16 protein-coding genes and 1 pseudogene are annotated in these 15,484 nt (G+C 71.8%); 8 read left to right on the forward strand and 9 right to left on the reverse strand.

All coding sequences use genetic code 11. The annotated features are described in order from the left end of the window. Positions 1-87 precede the first annotated feature (87 nt). The 6 genes from IB242_RS14335 to radC form a co-directional block, all read right to left on the reverse strand. On the reverse strand, positions 88-513 hold the full coding sequence (locus tag IB242_RS14335; protein WP_192280737.1) for a hypothetical protein: 426 nt from the start codon (positions 511-513) through the stop codon (positions 88-90). A gap of 313 nt (positions 514-826) precedes the next feature. After that, positions 827-1,135 carry a hypothetical protein gene (locus IB242_RS14340; RefSeq protein WP_192280740.1) on the reverse strand — a complete coding sequence of 103 codons (309 nt, stop codon included), beginning with the start codon at positions 1,133-1,135 and terminating at the stop codon, positions 827-829. A 217-nt stretch (positions 1,136-1,352) separates the two neighbouring features. Then, a complete protein-coding gene (locus IB242_RS14345; RefSeq protein ID WP_192280743.1) occupies positions 1,353-2,135 on the reverse strand; it encodes an SPOR domain-containing protein in 783 nt (260 codons plus the stop codon). A 15-nt stretch (positions 2,136-2,150) separates the two neighbouring features. Next, on the reverse strand, positions 2,151-3,839 hold the full coding sequence (argS, locus tag IB242_RS14350) for an arginine--tRNA ligase (RefSeq protein WP_192280746.1): 1,689 nt from the start codon (positions 3,837-3,839) through the stop codon (positions 2,151-2,153). 124 nt (positions 3,840-3,963) lie between these two features. After that, entirely contained in the window at positions 3,964-4,479 is a 516-nt protein-coding gene (locus tag IB242_RS14355) for a DUF1697 domain-containing protein (RefSeq protein WP_192280749.1), read from the reverse strand. A gap of 128 nt (positions 4,480-4,607) precedes the next feature. Continuing rightward, positions 4,608-5,282, reverse strand: a complete 675-nt coding sequence (gene radC, locus IB242_RS14360) for a DNA repair protein RadC (RefSeq protein ID WP_192280752.1) — start codon at positions 5,280-5,282, stop codon at positions 4,608-4,610. Positions 5,283-5,379: 97 nt separating this feature from the next. Here radC and coaBC point away from each other — a divergent pair, with 97 nt between their 5' ends. The 3 genes from coaBC to IB242_RS14375 are packed head-to-tail and all read left to right on the forward strand — an operon-like array spanning position 5,380 to position 9,444. Next, a complete protein-coding gene (coaBC, locus tag IB242_RS14365; RefSeq protein ID WP_192280755.1) occupies positions 5,380-6,621 on the forward strand; it encodes a bifunctional phosphopantothenoylcysteine decarboxylase/phosphopantothenate--cysteine ligase CoaBC in 1,242 nt (413 codons plus the stop codon). Further along, on the forward strand, positions 6,618-7,088 hold the full coding sequence (gene dut, locus IB242_RS14370) for a dUTP diphosphatase (RefSeq protein WP_192280758.1): 471 nt from the start codon (positions 6,618-6,620) through the stop codon (positions 7,086-7,088). Before coaBC ends, dut begins: the two co-directional genes overlap by 4 nt. A 13-nt stretch (positions 7,089-7,101) precedes the next feature. Then, positions 7,102-9,444, forward strand: a complete 2,343-nt coding sequence (locus IB242_RS14375; protein ID WP_192280761.1) for a phosphomannomutase/phosphoglucomutase — start codon at positions 7,102-7,104, stop codon at positions 9,442-9,444. A gap of 262 nt (positions 9,445-9,706) precedes the next feature. Here the strand turns inward: IB242_RS14375 and IB242_RS14380 are convergent, their stop codons facing one another. Both IB242_RS14380 and pyrE read right to left on the reverse strand, forming a co-directional pair. Then, positions 9,707-10,378, reverse strand: a complete 672-nt coding sequence (locus IB242_RS14380; protein WP_192280764.1) for a hypothetical protein — start codon at positions 10,376-10,378, stop codon at positions 9,707-9,709. 18 nt (positions 10,379-10,396) lie between these two features. Then, a complete protein-coding gene (pyrE, locus tag IB242_RS14385) occupies positions 10,397-11,056 on the reverse strand; it encodes an orotate phosphoribosyltransferase (protein WP_192280767.1) in 660 nt (219 codons plus the stop codon). Between the two features lie 123 nt (positions 11,057-11,179). On the opposite strand from pyrE, the gene IB242_RS14390 reads away from it, so the two are divergent. The 5 genes and pseudogenes from IB242_RS14390 (at position 11,180) to IB242_RS20680 (ending at position 14,240) form a co-directional block, all read left to right on the forward strand. Continuing rightward, positions 11,180-11,989 (forward strand): exodeoxyribonuclease III, encoded by an 810-nt coding sequence (locus IB242_RS14390; protein WP_192280770.1) that lies wholly within the window; start codon positions 11,180-11,182, stop codon positions 11,987-11,989. Then, positions 11,986-13,311, forward strand: a complete 1,326-nt coding sequence (locus IB242_RS14395) for an MFS transporter (RefSeq protein ID WP_192280773.1) — start codon at positions 11,986-11,988, stop codon at positions 13,309-13,311. The genes IB242_RS14390 and IB242_RS14395 overlap by 4 nt, the downstream gene beginning before the upstream one ends. A gap of 82 nt (positions 13,312-13,393) precedes the next feature. After that, the gene (locus IB242_RS14400) at positions 13,394-13,621 is read left to right on the forward strand and encodes a hypothetical protein (RefSeq protein WP_192280776.1); all 228 of its coding nucleotides are present in this window, start codon (positions 13,394-13,396) and stop codon (positions 13,619-13,621) included. Positions 13,622-13,768: 147 nt separating this feature from the next. Further along, positions 13,769-13,891: pseudogene (locus IB242_RS20675) on the forward strand (macro domain-containing protein); the annotation flags it as partial. A gap of 88 nt (positions 13,892-13,979) precedes the next feature. Next, positions 13,980-14,240 carry a macro domain-containing protein gene (locus IB242_RS20680; RefSeq protein WP_255523468.1) on the forward strand — a complete coding sequence of 87 codons (261 nt, stop codon included), beginning with the start codon at positions 13,980-13,982 and terminating at the stop codon, positions 14,238-14,240. A gap of 121 nt (positions 14,241-14,361) precedes the next feature. Here the strand turns inward: IB242_RS20680 and IB242_RS20505 are convergent, their stop codons facing one another. Next, positions 14,362-15,330 (reverse strand): isoaspartyl peptidase/L-asparaginase, encoded by a 969-nt coding sequence (locus IB242_RS20505; RefSeq protein WP_343237162.1) that lies wholly within the window; start codon positions 15,328-15,330, stop codon positions 14,362-14,364. Positions 15,331-15,484: the final 154 nt, after the last annotated feature.

The raw sequence follows: 15,484 nt of genomic DNA on the forward strand, positions 1-15,484 counted from the left end.
TCGGAGGTCGTTCACACGGGACACGGCGGCATTGTAAGCGCCGTCGCCGGAACAGGCACGGCGACCGCGGCGATCGGCGGTGTGGCCTCAGGCGCGCTCGATCGAGGGGTGCGACTGGGTGCGGCCCGCCTGCTCCTGGCGTTCGGCCTCGGCCATCCGCTGCTGCACCTGGGCATCGAATGCACGGCCCTGCTCGGATCCCTGCAGGTCACGCATCGCCTGCTGCAGCCTCTCGGGATCTTGCGCTGCGGCCAGGCGCTCGACCTGTCCTGGCGCCTGCTGCCCGTTGTCTGGTGCGGCGCTGAGCGAGGACGAGCCGCCGCGTTCGATCTCGCCCTGCGTCTGCGGGCTGTCCGGTGCGGTGGCGCGCGGTTCTTCCAGCTCCTTGATGCTCTTGCCGAGCTGGCGCGGCGTGTCGGTGACGCCGAGCAGTTCCGAGGCGTTGACCCGCTCGCCGGTGACGCGGTGGGCGGTGTCGCTGGCCCATGAAGCGCAGGTATTGGTGTAGCCCAAGGTCACTTTCTCGCCGAGCGCGGCGTCCAGTGTCGCGACCTGATCGGGCGTGAGTTCGTAGTAGCGGCTGCCGGTCGCCTGGAACCTGTCTTCGATGCCCTGGCGGATGTCGCTGTCCGGATGCGGGTCCTTGCTGGCGAAACGTGGATGGCTGTTCGACCAGAGGCCGTCGCTGGTGGTTTCGCCACACCCGGCTGACGGTCAGCCGGGTGTGGCCGTCGGTCAGGCCGGCGTCGTCCGGCGCGTTGTGTCGATGCCAGGAACGACACGGTCCTGCGTGGGCTCGGTCATGCGAGCGCTCCCGCCGCTTCGTTCAGGGGTAGACCTGCTGTTCGCCGTCGGCATGCACGATCACCACGCGCCCGCCGTCGTATGGGAGATGGACCTCGGCCTGCCAGTCGTCGTCCAGGGGGATCACCGGCTTGGACATCGGTTCGCATTGCGCACCGACCGTGCAGCGGGCGATGACGATCCGCAGCGCGTCGCCGGCGCGCTCGTAGTCGACGCCGCCGGAGTAGTGGCTGCTCTCGGGAAAGACCCTGTAGCGCAGTGCGATCTGACCATCGGCGTGCGGCTGCACGGTGACCGGCTGCACCGCCGAACGGGGATAGCTGGTCTCCATCATGGTTCCGTTGCATGCGGTAGCCACGGACGCCAGGGCGGCGGCGAACAGAACCAGGAGGGGGTCGCGCACGTCGTGTACTCCATCTCCGCCAGAACATCGCCGGGGCGGAGGGCGCATGCGTCGGCACACGCCCGGGCAGGACAGGACCGTATCAGCCGTTCCCGCCCGGCACGTTAATCACATGTGATGGATCCGCGATGCGGACCGCCGCGCGTCACTGCGCGCGGATTGCCATTGCCTGCAGGCCGCCGTTGGCCAGCTTCTGCTTGGCTTCGGCCAGCTCGCTTGCGGTGCCGTAGGGCCCCATCCGTACGCGGTAGACGGTGCGTCCGTCGGTTTGGGCCGACTCGACCCGGGCGCTCAGGCCCAGCATCGCGATCTTGGCCTTGGCTGCCTCGGCATCGCCGGAGGCGCCGAATGCGCCGGCCTGCAGGATGTAGCGGGTGTCCGCGGCCGCTGCCGCCGGCGTCGCCGCGGGCGCCTGCGCGGGCGCCGCGACTGCGGCAGCGGAGCTGGCAACGGCAGTGGCAGGCGTTTCACCGATCGGCGTCGGCAGCGCGGCGGCCTGCTCCGCAGCCGGTGCCGGGGTCCGTCCTTCGAGCGCATCGCGTGCGCGCTGTGCCTCGGTCTGCGCCACACGTGCCTGCTCGGCACGTGCGCTGGCCGCCAGTTCGGCATCGGACATGCGGACTTCGTTGCCCGGCAGCACGGTGTAGAAGTCGTACTGCGGCGACGCCGGTTGCGGGCGTGGCAGCGCCGGCGCAGCCGGGGTCTCGGCGATGGCCTCGGTGTCGGCGACAGGCGCCGGGCGTGCATCCGGATCGGCGCGCGGACCGAACCGGACGAAGCCGTCGCCCTCGCGCTTGAACAGGCCGGGCGCCGCCATGAACACCACGCCGCCGATCGCCAGGCCGGCGATCAGCCAGACCCAGCCGGGGCGTTCGCCGCCGCCGTTGCGTCGTGCCTGGGTCTTGCCCTTGCCGCGTCTTGCCGCCATCGCACCGCTCTCCGCTTACATCCGCTCCGGCGCGCTGACGCCGAGCAGTTCGAGTCCGTTCGCCAGCACCTGCTGTGCGGCCAGGCCCAGGGCCAGGCGCGTGTCGCGCAGGTCGGCGTCGTCCACCAGCACCGGCGTGCCGGCGTACCAGGTGTGGAAAGCATAGGCCAGCTCGCGCAGGTACTGGGCGATCTGGTGCGGCTCCAGCGCCTGGCCGGCGGCCTCGACCACTTCCGGCCAGCGCGACAGCTCGACCATCAGCGACAGCGAGGTCGCATCGTCCAGCGTCGACAGCTTCGCCAGCGCGTTGGCCTGGTCGTACGTGTAGCCCTTCTCGGCGGCCTGGCGCAGCAGGCTGGCGACGCGGGCGTGCGCGTACTGCACGTAGAACACCGGGTTGTCGTTGCTCTGCTGCCGGGCCAGGTCGATGTCGAACACCAGCTGCGAATCGGGCTTGCGTGCGATCAGGAACCAGCGGGTCGCATCGCGGCCTGCTTCGTCGATCAGGTCGCGCAGGGTCAGGTAGCTGCCTGCACGCTTGGACAGCTTCACTTCCTCGCCGCCGCGCATCACCGTGACCATCTGGTGCAGCACGTACTCCGGCCAGCCCTGCGGGATGCCGACATCCAGCGCCTGCAGGCCGGCGCGCACGCGCGCCAGCGAGCCGTGGTGGTCGGCGCCCAGCTCGGTGATCGCGCGCTCGTAGCCGCGCTGCCACTTGCTGAGGTGATAGGCCACGTCCGGCAGGAAATAGGTGTAGGTGCCGTCGGACTTGCGCATCACGCGGTCTTTGTCGTCACCGAAATCGGTCGAGCGCAGCCACAGCGCGCCGCCTTCCTCGTAGGCATGGCCCTTGGCGACCAGCTGGCGCACGGTCTCCTCGACCTTGCCATCGGCGTACAGCGAGCTTTCGAGGAAATAGATGTCGAAGTCGACGCCGAACGCGGCCAGGTCGTGGTTCTGCTCGTTGCGCAGGTAGGCCACGGCGAAGCGGCGGATCGCGTCCAGGTCCTCGGCATCGCCGGCACCGGTGACCACGTGGCCTTCGATGTCGACGCTGTCGCCGCCCAGGTAGGCGTTGGCGACATCGCCGATGTAGTCGCCGTTGTAGGCCTCCGCCGGCCACTGTTCGTCGCCCGGCTTGAAGCCGCGCGCACGCGCCTGGGTCGAACGCGCCAGATTCTCGATCTGCACGCCGGCGTCGTTGTAGTAGAACTCGCGGCGCGCGTTCCAGCCGTTGGCGGCCATCAGCCGCGCCAGGCAGTCGCCGATCGCCGCGGCGCGGCCGTGGCCGACGTGCAGCGGGCCGGTCGGGTTGGCCGACACGTACTCGACGCCGACGGTGCGGCCCTGGCCGCTGGTGTTGCGGCCGTACTCGTGGCCGTGCTTGAGCACCGCCACTACTTCGCGCTGGTACGCGGCCGGAGCGAGGTGGAAATTGATGAAGCCCGGGCCGGCGATCTCGACCTTGGCGATGTCGTCGCTGGCCGGCAGCGCGGCGACCAGCGCCTGCGCCAGCGCGCGCGGATTGCTGCGCGCGGCCTTGGCCAGCAGCATCGCGGCATTGGTGGCGAAATCGCCATGCTCGCGCGTCTTCGGACGTTCGACGACGAAATCGGGAGTGACAGTGTCGGCCGGCAGGGTGCCGTCGCCGCGCAGTGCATCGATACCCTGGGCGATCAGGGCGTTCAGGAGGGTCTTCACTCGGACGGGTGCTTCATGCGGTCTGGCCGCGCATTTTACCCGGTCTGCCTGTACGAAGCCGGGCCCGCGGCTGCGGCCGCCGCAGATGCCCGTGCCGCCTGCCCCGGCTTCGCCGGGTCACGCCTCACAGCGCCGCCGTCATCGCCACCAGCCTGGCGACGGTGTTCATGTTGCGGGCGGTGCCGCTGGCAGCGGCCGGGATCACCAGCTTCGAGGCGCCCATGCCGTCGCCGTAGGCCACGTACAGCTCCCGGGTACCCAGGGCGATCCGTTCGTCGACCCGGTGGCGTGCGCTGGTGGCCGCGTCGGCTGGTGGCGCGGTATCCAGGAAGATCGCCAGGGTCCGGTTGCCGGGCTCGCCCGGGAAGGGGTTGCCGTCCAGCACCGCCGCCAGTTCGGTGGCGGTGCGCACCAGCACGCCGACCGGCTTGCCGGCGTAGTCCAGCAGGCGCCGTTCCAGCGCGGCCTTGACCTGCGCGGCGGTGTGGTCGGCGGTGAACACCACATTGCCGCTGGCGATCCAGGTGCGGACCTGGCCGAAGCCCTCGGCCTCGCACATCGCCTTCAGTTCGGCCATCGGCAGCTTGCCGGTGCCGCCGACGTTGACCGCACGCAGCAGGGCGACATAGGGGGTGGGCATGCGCGTGTTCCGGCCGGTGGGAAGCGCAGTATCCATCGATCCGCGCCGCGTCCGGCGGCCGACCTGCAATGAACGGAGACCGGTACGCAGGTCGGCGCGACGGCTGGCCCAGGCGAGGGCGGCGTCGCTCAGACCAGTCCGCGCGCGGCCAGCGAGACCGGTTCGCCGTCGCCGATCACGAAATGGTCGAGCAGGCGCACGTCGACCAGCGCCAGGGCCTGCTTCAGCCGCGCGGTGACGGCGTGGTCGGCCGCCGACGGATCGGCGCAGCCGGACGGGTGATTGTGGCCGACGATCACCGCGGCCGCGTTGTGCGCCAGGGCGCGGCGGGCGACCTCGCGCGGATGCACCTCGGCGCCGTCGATGGTGCCGTGGAACAGTTCCTCGAATCCCAGCGCCCGGTGCCGCGTGTCCAGGAACAGCGCGGCGAAGACCTCGTGCCGGTGCGGCCGCAGCCGCTGGGCGAAGTAGCGGCCCGCGCTGAGCGGATCGGTCAGGGCATCGCCCCGGGCCAGTGCCGCCGCCAGATGCCGGTTGCCCAGTTCCAGCGCGGCGGCCAGCTGGCAGGCGCGGGCCGGGCCGAGGCCGGGCAGCAGGGCGAGGTCGCGCGGTGGCCGGTCGAGCAGGCGGCGCAGCGGCCCATGCGCGTTCAGCAGCTCGCGCGAGGTCTGCACCGCATCGCGCCCGCGCAGGCCGGAGCCGAGGAAGATCGCCAGCAGCTCCGCGTCCGAGAGCACGCCGGCGCCGCGGGCCAGCAGCTTCTCGCGGGGACGTTCTTCGTCGGGCCAGTCGCGGATATGCATATGCCGCAGCGTGCGTGTCGCCCGCAGGTGCATGCATCGGCCTGTCAGAAGGCTTGGAGTAAGCTTGTCGATCTGTTTCAGGTAGGGAAAGTCCCACGTGAGCGTATCGGCCTCCGGCCCCCTGCAGGGGCAGCGGATCCTGTTGTGTGTCGGTGGCGGCATCGCCGCGTACAAGTCGCTGGAACTCGTCCGCCGCCTGCGTGACGCCGGCGCCACCGTGCAGGTGGCGATGACCGCCGGCGCGCAGCAGTTCGTGACCCCGTTGAGCTTCCAGGCGCTGTCGGGCTTCCCGGCGCGGACCACGTTGTGGGACAGCGCGGCCGAGCAGGCGATGGGCCACATCGAGCTGGCGCGCTGGGCCGACCGGGTGCTGGTGGCGCCGGCCACCGCCGACCTGCTGGCGCGGCTGGCGCATGGCCTGGCCGACGACCTGGTGACCACGCTGTGCCTGGCCACCACCGCGCCGCTGAGCGTGGCGCCGGCGATGAACCACCGGATGTGGCAGCACCCGGCCACCCGGGCCAACCTGGCGCTGCTGCGCGAGCGCGGCGTGCAGGTGATCGGCCCGGACGACGGCCCGCTGGCCGAAGGCGAATCCGGCCCCGGCCGGCTGCGCGAACCGGACGCCATCGTCGCCGAGCTGGCCGGCAGTGCGCCGACCGCGGGCGTGGTCGCCGATGGCGACCTGCTGGCCGGCCTGCGCGTGGTGGTCAGTGCAGGCCCGACCTACGAGGACCTGGACCCGGTGCGGTATCTGGGCAACCGCAGCAGCGGCAAGATGGGCTTCGCCGTGGCCGCCAGCGCCGCCCGCCAGGGTGCGCAGGTGGTGCTGGTGGCCGGTCCGGTGCAGCTGGCGACGCCGCCCGGCGTAGAGCGCATCGACGTGCGCTCGGCCGAGCAGATGCGCGCGGCGGTCGCTGCCGCGTTGCCGGCCGACATCTACATCGGCGCGGCGGCGGTGGCCGACTACACCCCGCGCGCGTTCTCGCCGGACAAGATCAAGAAGACCGGCGTGGGCGACGAGCTGCGCCTGGAGCTGGTACGCACGCCGGACATCCTGGCCGAGGTGGCCCAGCGCGAGGACGCCGGGCTGAAGCTGGTGGTCGGCTTCGCGGCCGAGACCCGCAACGTGGCCGAGTACGCGCAGCAGAAGCTGGCGGCCAAGCGCCTGGACCTGATCGTGGCCAACCGCGTCGGTGTGCCGGGTGCCGGGTTCGAGAGCGACGACAACGCGATGACCGCCTACTGGCCCGGCGGCGAACACGACTTCCCGCCCGCCCCCAAGACCCGCCTGGCCGACGCGCTGGTGGCCCTGGTCGCACGGCGCCTGCACGCATGAGCACGGCGACGACCCACGAACTGCAGGTCAAGCTGCTCGATCCGCGGTTCGGCGACAGCTGGCCGCTGCCCGCGTACGCCACCGAGGCCAGCGCGGGCATGGACCTGCGCGCGGCCACCGATGCGCCGCTGGTGCTCGAGCCGGGCGATGCCGCCCTGGTGCCCAGCGGCCTGTCGATCCACATCGCCGATCCGGGCCTGTGCGCGCTGGTGTTGCCGCGCTCGGGCCTGGGCCACCGCCACGGCATCGTGCTGGGCAACGGCACCGGCCTGATCGACGCCGATTACCAGGGGCCGCTGTTGATCAGCGTCTGGAACCGCGGCCGCGAAGCGTTCACCATCCAGCCTGGCGACCGCATCGCGCAGCTGGTCCTGGCACCGATCGTGCGTGCATCGCTGAAGGTGGTGGATACTTTCGCCGACAGCGTGCGTGGCGAGGGTGGATTCGGCCACACCGGGGTGCGTTGACCAGGGGAGGAGCATGACCGAGAGCGAAGCAGGCAGGCGTCCGTCTGCCCAGATCCGACGCGCTGCCCTGCTGGCAGCGGTCCTGTGCGTGCTGCTGGCCGGCTGGTTCGGCTGGAGCGGCATCAACCAGTGGCGCGGCGACGCGCGCGAACAGGCGCTTTCCGAAGCCCGCGACCAGGCCGTGCAGGCCACCTCGGCCGCGCTGTCGGCGCAGCTGCGCCAGCTGGCCCAGCGCCTGGCCACGCCGACCGTGCAGGCCGCGCTGGCCGCCGGCGATGCCGACGCCGTCGCGGCGGCGGTCGGCGAGGGCTGGAAGGGCGTCGAGGAGATCGCGGTGCTGCCGGCCGACCTGGCCGCGCCCTATCGCGATGCCGCGGCGTTCGGCTATGCGCGGCTGGGGCTGCTGGAGCGTGCGCTCAGTGCCGAGGAGCCCGTGGCCGCGGTGGTGCGCGACGCCGGCGGGGCAAGGCTGGGCCTGGCCAGCGCGGTGACCACCGGCGCGGACGCGCGGCAGGCCGTGCTGTACGTGCGCCTGCCGCTGTCGGTGCTGACCAGGGCCTTCGAGCAGGGCGCGCTGCCGGCCGGCACCTATCTGGCGTTGCGCCAGGGCAACCACAACGTGGTGGAGCGTGGCGACGCCGGCCTGGCCGGCAGCGCCGACGTGCTGTCGCGCGAGGTCGCCAGGACCGGCCTGCGCGCGGCGGCGGCGGTCCCCGATGTCGATCCGGCGCCATTGGGGCTTGCGGCGATTCCGTGCCTGGCCGTGGCCGGCGTGCTCGGCCTGCTGGCCATGGCGCTGCTGCTGGTCGCGCATGGCGGCGTGCTGGCGCGGCGGCGCCGGCGACCGGGCGCGGCGCCGGTGGTCGACGAGGAACCGACCTTCGGCCAGACCCTGCATCGCGAGGGAGGCGACACGGCGCGGCCGGCGGCTGCGGCCAGGTCCGCGTCCCCGGTCGCCGACCCGGGCGTGGTGCCGGGCATCTTCCGCGCCTACGACATCCGTGGCGTGGTGGGTCGGGAACTGACGCCCCAGGTCGCCGCGCGCATCGGCCAGGCGATCGGCAGCGTGATGGCCGAGCAGGGCCTGACCGACATCGTGGTCGGCCGCGACGGGCGCCTGTCCGGGCCGGAACTGGCCGGTGGCCTGATCGAGGGCCTGCGCCGCGCCGGCCGCAACGTGATCGACATCGGCATGGCGCCGACGCCGGTGGTGTACTTCGCCGCCTACCACCTGCGCGCCGGCAGCGCGGTGGCGGTGACCGGCAGCCACAACCCGCCGGACTACAACGGGTTCAAGGTCGTGGTCGGCGGCGAGACGCTGTCCGGCGACGCGATCGCCGACCTGTACGCGCGTATCCGCGATGGCCGCCTGCACGAGACCACCGTCGGCGCGCTGCGGCAGCAGGACGTGGGCGACGACTACATCCAGCGCATCGCCGACGACGTCCAGCTCGAGCGGCCGCTGAAGGTCGTGCTCGATGCCGGCAACGGCGTGGCCGGCGAGCTCGGCCCGCGCCTGCTGGAGGCCATCGGCGCCGAGGTGATCCCGCTGTACTGCGACGTCGACGGCACCTTCCCCAACCACCATCCGGATCCGAGCGAGCCGCACAACCTGGAGGACCTGATCCAGACCGTGCGCCAGTTCGACGCCGACCTGGGCGTGGCGTTCGATGGCGACGGCGACCGCCTGGGCGTGGTGACCCGGGAAGGGAAGATGATCTTCTCCGACCGGCTGCTGATGCTCTACGCCTCGGACGTGCTGCAGCGCAATCCGGGCGCGCTGGTGATCTACGACGTCAAGTGCACCGGCAAGCTGTCCGACTTCATCCTGCGCAACGGCGGCAGCCCGCTGATGTGGAAGACCGGGCATTCGCTGGTCAAGGCCAAGATGCGCGAGACCGAGGCCGAGCTGGCCGGCGAGATGAGCGGCCATTTCTTCTTCAAGGAACGCTGGTACGGCTTCGACGACGGCCTGTACGCCGCCGCGCGCCTGCTGGAGATCCTGGCGATGCGCTTCGAGAGTCCGTCCGAGGTGCTGGCCGAGCTGCCGGAAAGCGTGGCCACGCCGGAGATCAAGGTGCAGGTGGGCGATGCCGACCCGCACGCGTTGATCGCGCAGCTGGTGGCCACCGCGCATGCGGGCGAGGAGTCGCCGTTCGCCGGTGCGCGGCTGACCACGATCGACGGCCTGCGCGCGGACTGGAACGATGGCTGGGGCCTGCTGCGTGCGTCCAACACCACGCCGGTGCTGGTGCTGCGGTTCGAGGCCGACGATGCGGCCGCGCTGGAGCGGATCAAGGCGGTCTATCGCGCCGAGCTGGAGACGCTGCTGCCCGGGGCCGCGCCGGGCTTCTGAGGACGGCGTCTGGTGGCGGGCCTGCCACGGTCGCAGCAGGCGCCGCCATGGCGGTCGCGCATGCCGCAGGTCGGCACCGGTGCGGCGTCGGCGCGCGCTCGATCAGGGGCGGGGCACGCTGCCACGGACCACGTACCCGGCGTGTACCCGGCGCTTCCGGGGACCGGGCATCGCCGGACGCCGCACCGGCTCCGGCCGCGTGCGTCGCGGCCGAGCGCTGCACGGCTCACGGGGCCTCGGCGGACAGCGCCGCCGGGCGTGTTCAGGGTGCCTGGGTCGCCGCGCCGGTGCGCGGGGCACGCAGCTCGCGATAGCGCTGCAGGGTGTCGTCGATTTCCTGGTCCAGCGACGCGCGCTGCGTCTCGAAGCTGCGCTGCAGGTGCTTGTGGTACAGCAGCTGCTGGTGGCGCTGGCGGATGTCGCCGGCCAGCTTGTCCGGGACCGGCTTGCCGCCGAGCTCGCGTTCGCCGGCGGTGCGCAGCAGGGTGACCAGGCCTTCGCGCAGGCTGGCGACGTTGTAGCGGGCGGTGGCGATGCTGTTGTCGACCAGGGTGATGCGCTCGGCGAACACCCGCTTGAGTTCGTCCTCGTCGTCGAACGAGGCCAGCATGGCCTGGTCGGTCTGGCGACGGGTCTCGGCGGCCAGCGCCTCGGTCCGGCGCAGCGCCTCTTCCTCGGCCTGCGCGGCACGTTCCTCGTCGGTCAGCGCGCGCTGGACCTCGGCGGTGCGCAGGCCGCTGCGCACGCTGATCTCCTCGCGCGCACCCTGCATGGCTTCGGCCGGCAGCGCGTCGGCGCAGACCCGCTGGCCGTTCTGGTCCCAGCAGTAGAGCTTCTTGTTTGCGGTCGGCGGCGCCTTGCGCTGCTGCGCCCCGGCAGGCAGCACGGACAGCGCCAGCAGCGCGATGGCCAGGGTCGAGAACTTCGGCGTCATGGCAGCCCCCTGCTGTCGTCAGCCTGTCGGATCGATGCCGTAGCGGGCCCGATAGGCGAGCAGCGGCGCACGGAACCGGGCCAGTGTGTCGTTTCCATCCGCGAATGCAAGCAGGTCGGCCAGCGAGGCCACCGCCAGCACCGGCACGCCGGCCTCGGCGGCCACGGCCTGCGCGGCGGAGCGGCGGTCGGCGTCGCCGGCGATCTCCTGCCGGTCCAGCGCGACCACGATCCCGGCCACGATGCCGCCGGCGTCGGCGATGATCGTCAGCGACTCGCGGATCGCGGTGCCGGCGGTGATCACGTCGTCCACGATCAGCACCCGGCGACCGGCCAGCGGCGCGCCGATCAGGCTGCCGCCCTCGCCATGGGCCTTGGCCTCCTTGCGGTTGAAGGCCAGCGGCAGGTCGCGGCCGCGTGCGGCGTAGGTGCAGGCGACCGCGGTGGCCAGCGGAATGCCCTTGTAGGCCGGTCCGAACAGCAGGTCGAAGTCGATCCCCGAAGCCTCGATCGCATCGGCGTAGCAGCCGGCCAGCGCGGCCAGGCTGGCGCCGCCGTCGAAGCGGCCGGCATTGAAGAAGTACGGACTGACGCGGCCGGACTTGAGGGTGAACTCGCCGAAGCGCAGGGCATCGGCCGACAGGGCCAGCTGCAGGAAACGGGTGCGGTGGTCGGTCATGAGCGGAGAACAGGCAAGCGTGAAGGGCTAGGGGTGAAAGCATAGCGCCTCGCCCGGGCCGCGCACGGGCGGTGTCGTTACGCTTTACTCTTCCCCCTTTCCGGTTCACCGCGACGGCACTCCATGCGCATCATCAGTTTCAACGCCAATGGCCTGCGTTCGGCCGCCAGCAAGGGCTTCTTCGACTGGTTCGCCCAGCAGGACGCGGACGTGCTGTGCGTGCAGGAGACCAAGGCCCAGGAGCACCAGCTGGCCGGCCCCGCGTTCCTGCCGGCCGGCTACAAGGCTTGGTTCCGCGATGCGAGCACCAAGAAGGGCTACAGCGGCGTGGCGATCTACGCCAGGCAGGAGCCGGATGAAGTGCGTACCGGACTGGGCTGGCCGGAGTTCGACGAGGAGGGGCGCTACATCGAGGCGCGCTTCGGCAATCTCAGCGTGGTCTCGTTCTACATCCCGTCCGGCTCGTCGGGCGAGCTGCGCCAGGGCTACAAGTTCCAGGTGATGGAGTGGCTGCGGCCGATCCTGTGCGAGTGGCTGGCCAGCGGCCGCGACTACGTGCTGTGCGGCGACTGGAACATCGTGCGCAGTGCGCTGGACATCAAAAACTGGAAGTCCAACCAGAAGAATTCCGGCTGCCTGCCGCCGGAGCGCGACTGGCTCAACGGCCTGTGCGCCGACGTGCTGGACGAGGCCGACGCGGCCAGCGGCCGCGGCTGGGTCGATGCCTATCGCGCGCTGCATCCGCAGGGCGAGGACTACACCTGGTGGAGCAACCGCGGCGCGGCGCGCGCCAACAACGTGGGGTGGCGGATCGACTACCAGTTCGTGACCCCGGGCCTGCGCGAGCGGCTGCAGGCCTGTTCGATCCACCGCGCGGACCGCTTCTCCGACCACGCGCCGTTCACCGTCGACTACGCCGGCGGGCTGCGGTGAGCACCGGCCAGCAGGCGGCGCCGGCCGCGGAGAAGCCAGCCTACAAGGGCTGGGCCGGGATCAGGCGCGCGTTCGGCACGCCGTCGGCGGCGACGATGGCCTTCCTCGGCTTCGGCTGCGGCCTGCCGTTCCTGCCGATCGCGTCGATGACGCTGTCGACCTGGCTGCGCGACATCGGCCTGGACCTGGGCAGCATCGGCCTGATCAGCCTGGCCAGCTTCTTCTACCTGCTGAAATTCCTGTGGGCGCCGCTGATCGACCGCTACGCGTTCCCGCTGACCGGCTTCCTCGGCCGCCGCCGCTCGTGGCTGCTGGTCGGCCAGGCCGGCGTGGGCATCGGTCTGGTCGCGCTGGCGATGACCCGGCCCGAGCTGGGTGTCGGCCCACTGGTCGGCTGGGTGCTGTTCACCTCGTTCTGGGGCGCGACCCAGGATTCGGTGGTCGACGCCTACCGGATCGAGATCGCACCGGCGTACGCGCAGGCCGCGCTGGCCGCGACCTACACCCTGGGCTACCGGATCGGCCTGATCATCGGCGGCGCCGGCGCGCTGTACATGGCCGACCTGGTCAGCTGGCGCTCGGCCTATCTGATGATGGGCGCGCTGATGCTGCTGCCGCTGCTGGCGACGCTGGTCTGCCGCGAACCCGATGCGCCGCAGTCGACGGTGCAGCGCCGGATCGATTTCCTTGGCGCGTTCTGGCAGCCGTTCTCCAGCTTCTTCCAGAACAACGGCCTGGCGCTGGGGCTGGTGCTGCTGGTGTTCGTCGGCCTGTACAAGTTCCCCGACCAGGTGATCGGCGTGATGGCCGGGCCGTTCTTCCTGGACAGCGGCTACAGCAAGAGCGACATCGCCACGGTCTCCAAGGTGTACGGCATCTGGGCCGGCATCGCCGGTGCGTTCGCCGGCGGCGCCTGCGTGGCCGCGTTCGGGATCCGCGCGATGCTGCTGGTGGCCGCGCTGGGTGTGGCGCTGTCCAACCTGGCGTTCCTGCTGATGGCGCAGAACCCCGCCCAGCTGTGGGCGTTCTATGCGGCGATCAGCTTCGACAACGTTTCGCAGGGCTTCGCCGGCACCGTGCTGGTGGCCTTCATCGCTTCGCTGACCGACCGCAACTTCACCGCCACCCAGTTCGCGCTGATGGTGTCGCTGGCCAACCTTCCGGGCAAGTTCGCCGGCGGCATTTCCGGCTACGTGGTCGAGGCGACCTCGTACAGCACCTTCTTCGTGCTCAGCGCGATGACCGTGGTGCCGACCCTGCTGCTGCTGGGCTGGATGTGGAAGCGGATCCGCGAACCGGACGCCGACCCGCCGCCCGTCTGACCGGCGCTACGTCCATGCCGCCGCGCGTCGCCGCCGGCGGTCATTCGTGGCATGGTGCGCGCCGGGGGATCGAGGAGCAGGAATGAGCGATCTGGTGTTGCGCAATCTCGATCCAATCCTGGCCGAGCGCCTGCGACGGGTAGGCATGGCCCGCGGCTGGAACGCCCAGGACACCGTGCTGCGCCTGCTCGAGCAGGGTCTGCTGGTGGCCGAGCAGGAAGTCAGCGGCGGCTTCGTCCGTGGCGAGGTCGATGCGCTGTCCGACGCGATCGCCGCGCTCAAGCAACTGCCGGCCGGGCAGGGCTTCTGAGCCACCGGTGATGCGCGGCGATCGCCGCGCGCGTCGCCCTGCATCCAGGCGTGACGCCGTGGCTCCGGCGCAGGTGCGTGATCGGCGTGCGGTCATTTTCCTGGTGGACGCCTCCCTCATTGTCTCCGTCCGCGGCCACGCACCGCGATGAGCGTGCCGCTGCGCGCCGTCCGCGCCGTCATCACCACGCTGCAGGTCGACGCGATCGTCAACGCCGCCAACAACACGCTGCTGGGCGGCGGCGGTGTGGAGGGTGCGATCCATCGCACGGCCGGCGCTGGCCCGGTCGCCGAATGCCGGTCGCCCGGCGGCTGCCCGACCGGGCAGCCGCATCACCGGCGGTCTGTCGGCGCGGCACATGATCCACACTTTCGGCCCGGTCGGGTGCGGCGGCGATCACGACGTACCCGCGCTGCTGGCGACCTGCGACCGATCCAGCCTGGCGCTGGCCGAGCAGGCCGGGTGCGCGGGCGTGGCGTTCCCGTCGCGCAGCACCGGCGTCCACGGCGATCCGCACGATGCGGGCGCCGCCGTGGCGGTGGACACCATGCGCGCATTCCGCGCACGGCAGCTGCGCGAGGTGACCTTCTATTCATCCGGGGCCGACCTGCAGTGCTAGCAGGCGCTGCCTGTGTCGTCGCGGTCGACGTCCATCGAGCGACACGACGCGCCGACGTGCGTCGCCGGCAGCCAGCGCGCCGGGTCGCGGTCGATGCCGCGACCCGGCGCCTGGCGCTGCATCACGGCGTCGGCAGCGACTCGCCGGCGAACACCGCCACGTGCGGCACGCCATCGGCGCCGATCCAGCCGCGGTACATGCCCTCTGTGTTGAACGGGAAGGCGACGCTGCCGTCGGCGCCGAGCGCGATCGCGCCGCCGTCGCCACCGGCGGCGGGAATCGCCCGGTTGATCACGCGGTCGGCCGCGCGCTGCAGCGGGATGCCCTGGTAGGCCACGCGCGCGCAGATGTCGTGCGCCGCCGCGGCACGGATGTAGTACTCGCCCCAGCCGGTGCCCGACACCGCGCAGCGCGCGTCGGCCCAGGTGCCGGCACCGATGATCGGCGAGTCGCCGACCCGGCCGTAGCGCTTGTTGGTCATGCCGCCGGTCGAGGTGCCGGCGGCCAGGTGGCCCTGCGCATCCAGCGCCAGCGCGCCGACGGTGCCGAAGTAGTCCAGCGCGCGCTCGGCGCGGGCCTGGCCCGATGCCTCCTCGCGCAGCGCCTGCTGCAGCTGCTGCCAGCGTTTTTCAGTGCGGAAGTACGACGGATCGACCAGTGCCACGCCCTGTTCGCGGGCGAAGGCCTCGGCCCCGCCGCCGACCATCATCACGTGGCGCGAGCGCTCCATCACCGCACGCGCCAGGGTGATCGGATTCTTCACCCGGTGCACGCCGGCCACCGCGCCGGCGCGGCCGCTGGCGCCGTCCATTAGCGAGGCGTCCAGTTCGTTCTTTCCGTCGTGGGTGAACACCGCGCCGCGGCCCGCGTTGAACTGCGGGGCATCCTCGAGCACGGCGATGGCCGCGGTCACCGCGTCCAGCGCGGGCGCACCGGCCTGCAGCCGCGCATGGCCGGCACGCAGCGCGGCCTCGAGCGCCTGCCGCGCGGCCGCTTCCTCGTCGGCCGACAGGCCGGCACGCTCGACGCCGGCACCGCCGTGGATCACCAGCAGCGGCGCATCCAGCGCCACCAGCGCACCGTCGCGCACCGCGTAGTGGCGGCGGTTGGCGGGGCGCTCGACCTCGCCCGAGGGCAGGTGCAGGGTCGAGTTGCTGTCGATTCCGATGGTCTCGACGCGGGCCAGGTTCATCGCCTCGTCCTCGACCTGGCTGCGCGGGAAGCCGCCCAGCACCAGGGTCGCG

It is taken from the genome of Xanthomonas sp. XNM01 (assembly GCF_014851915.1).
GTDB lineage: Bacteria > Pseudomonadota > Gammaproteobacteria > Xanthomonadales > Xanthomonadaceae > Pseudoxanthomonas.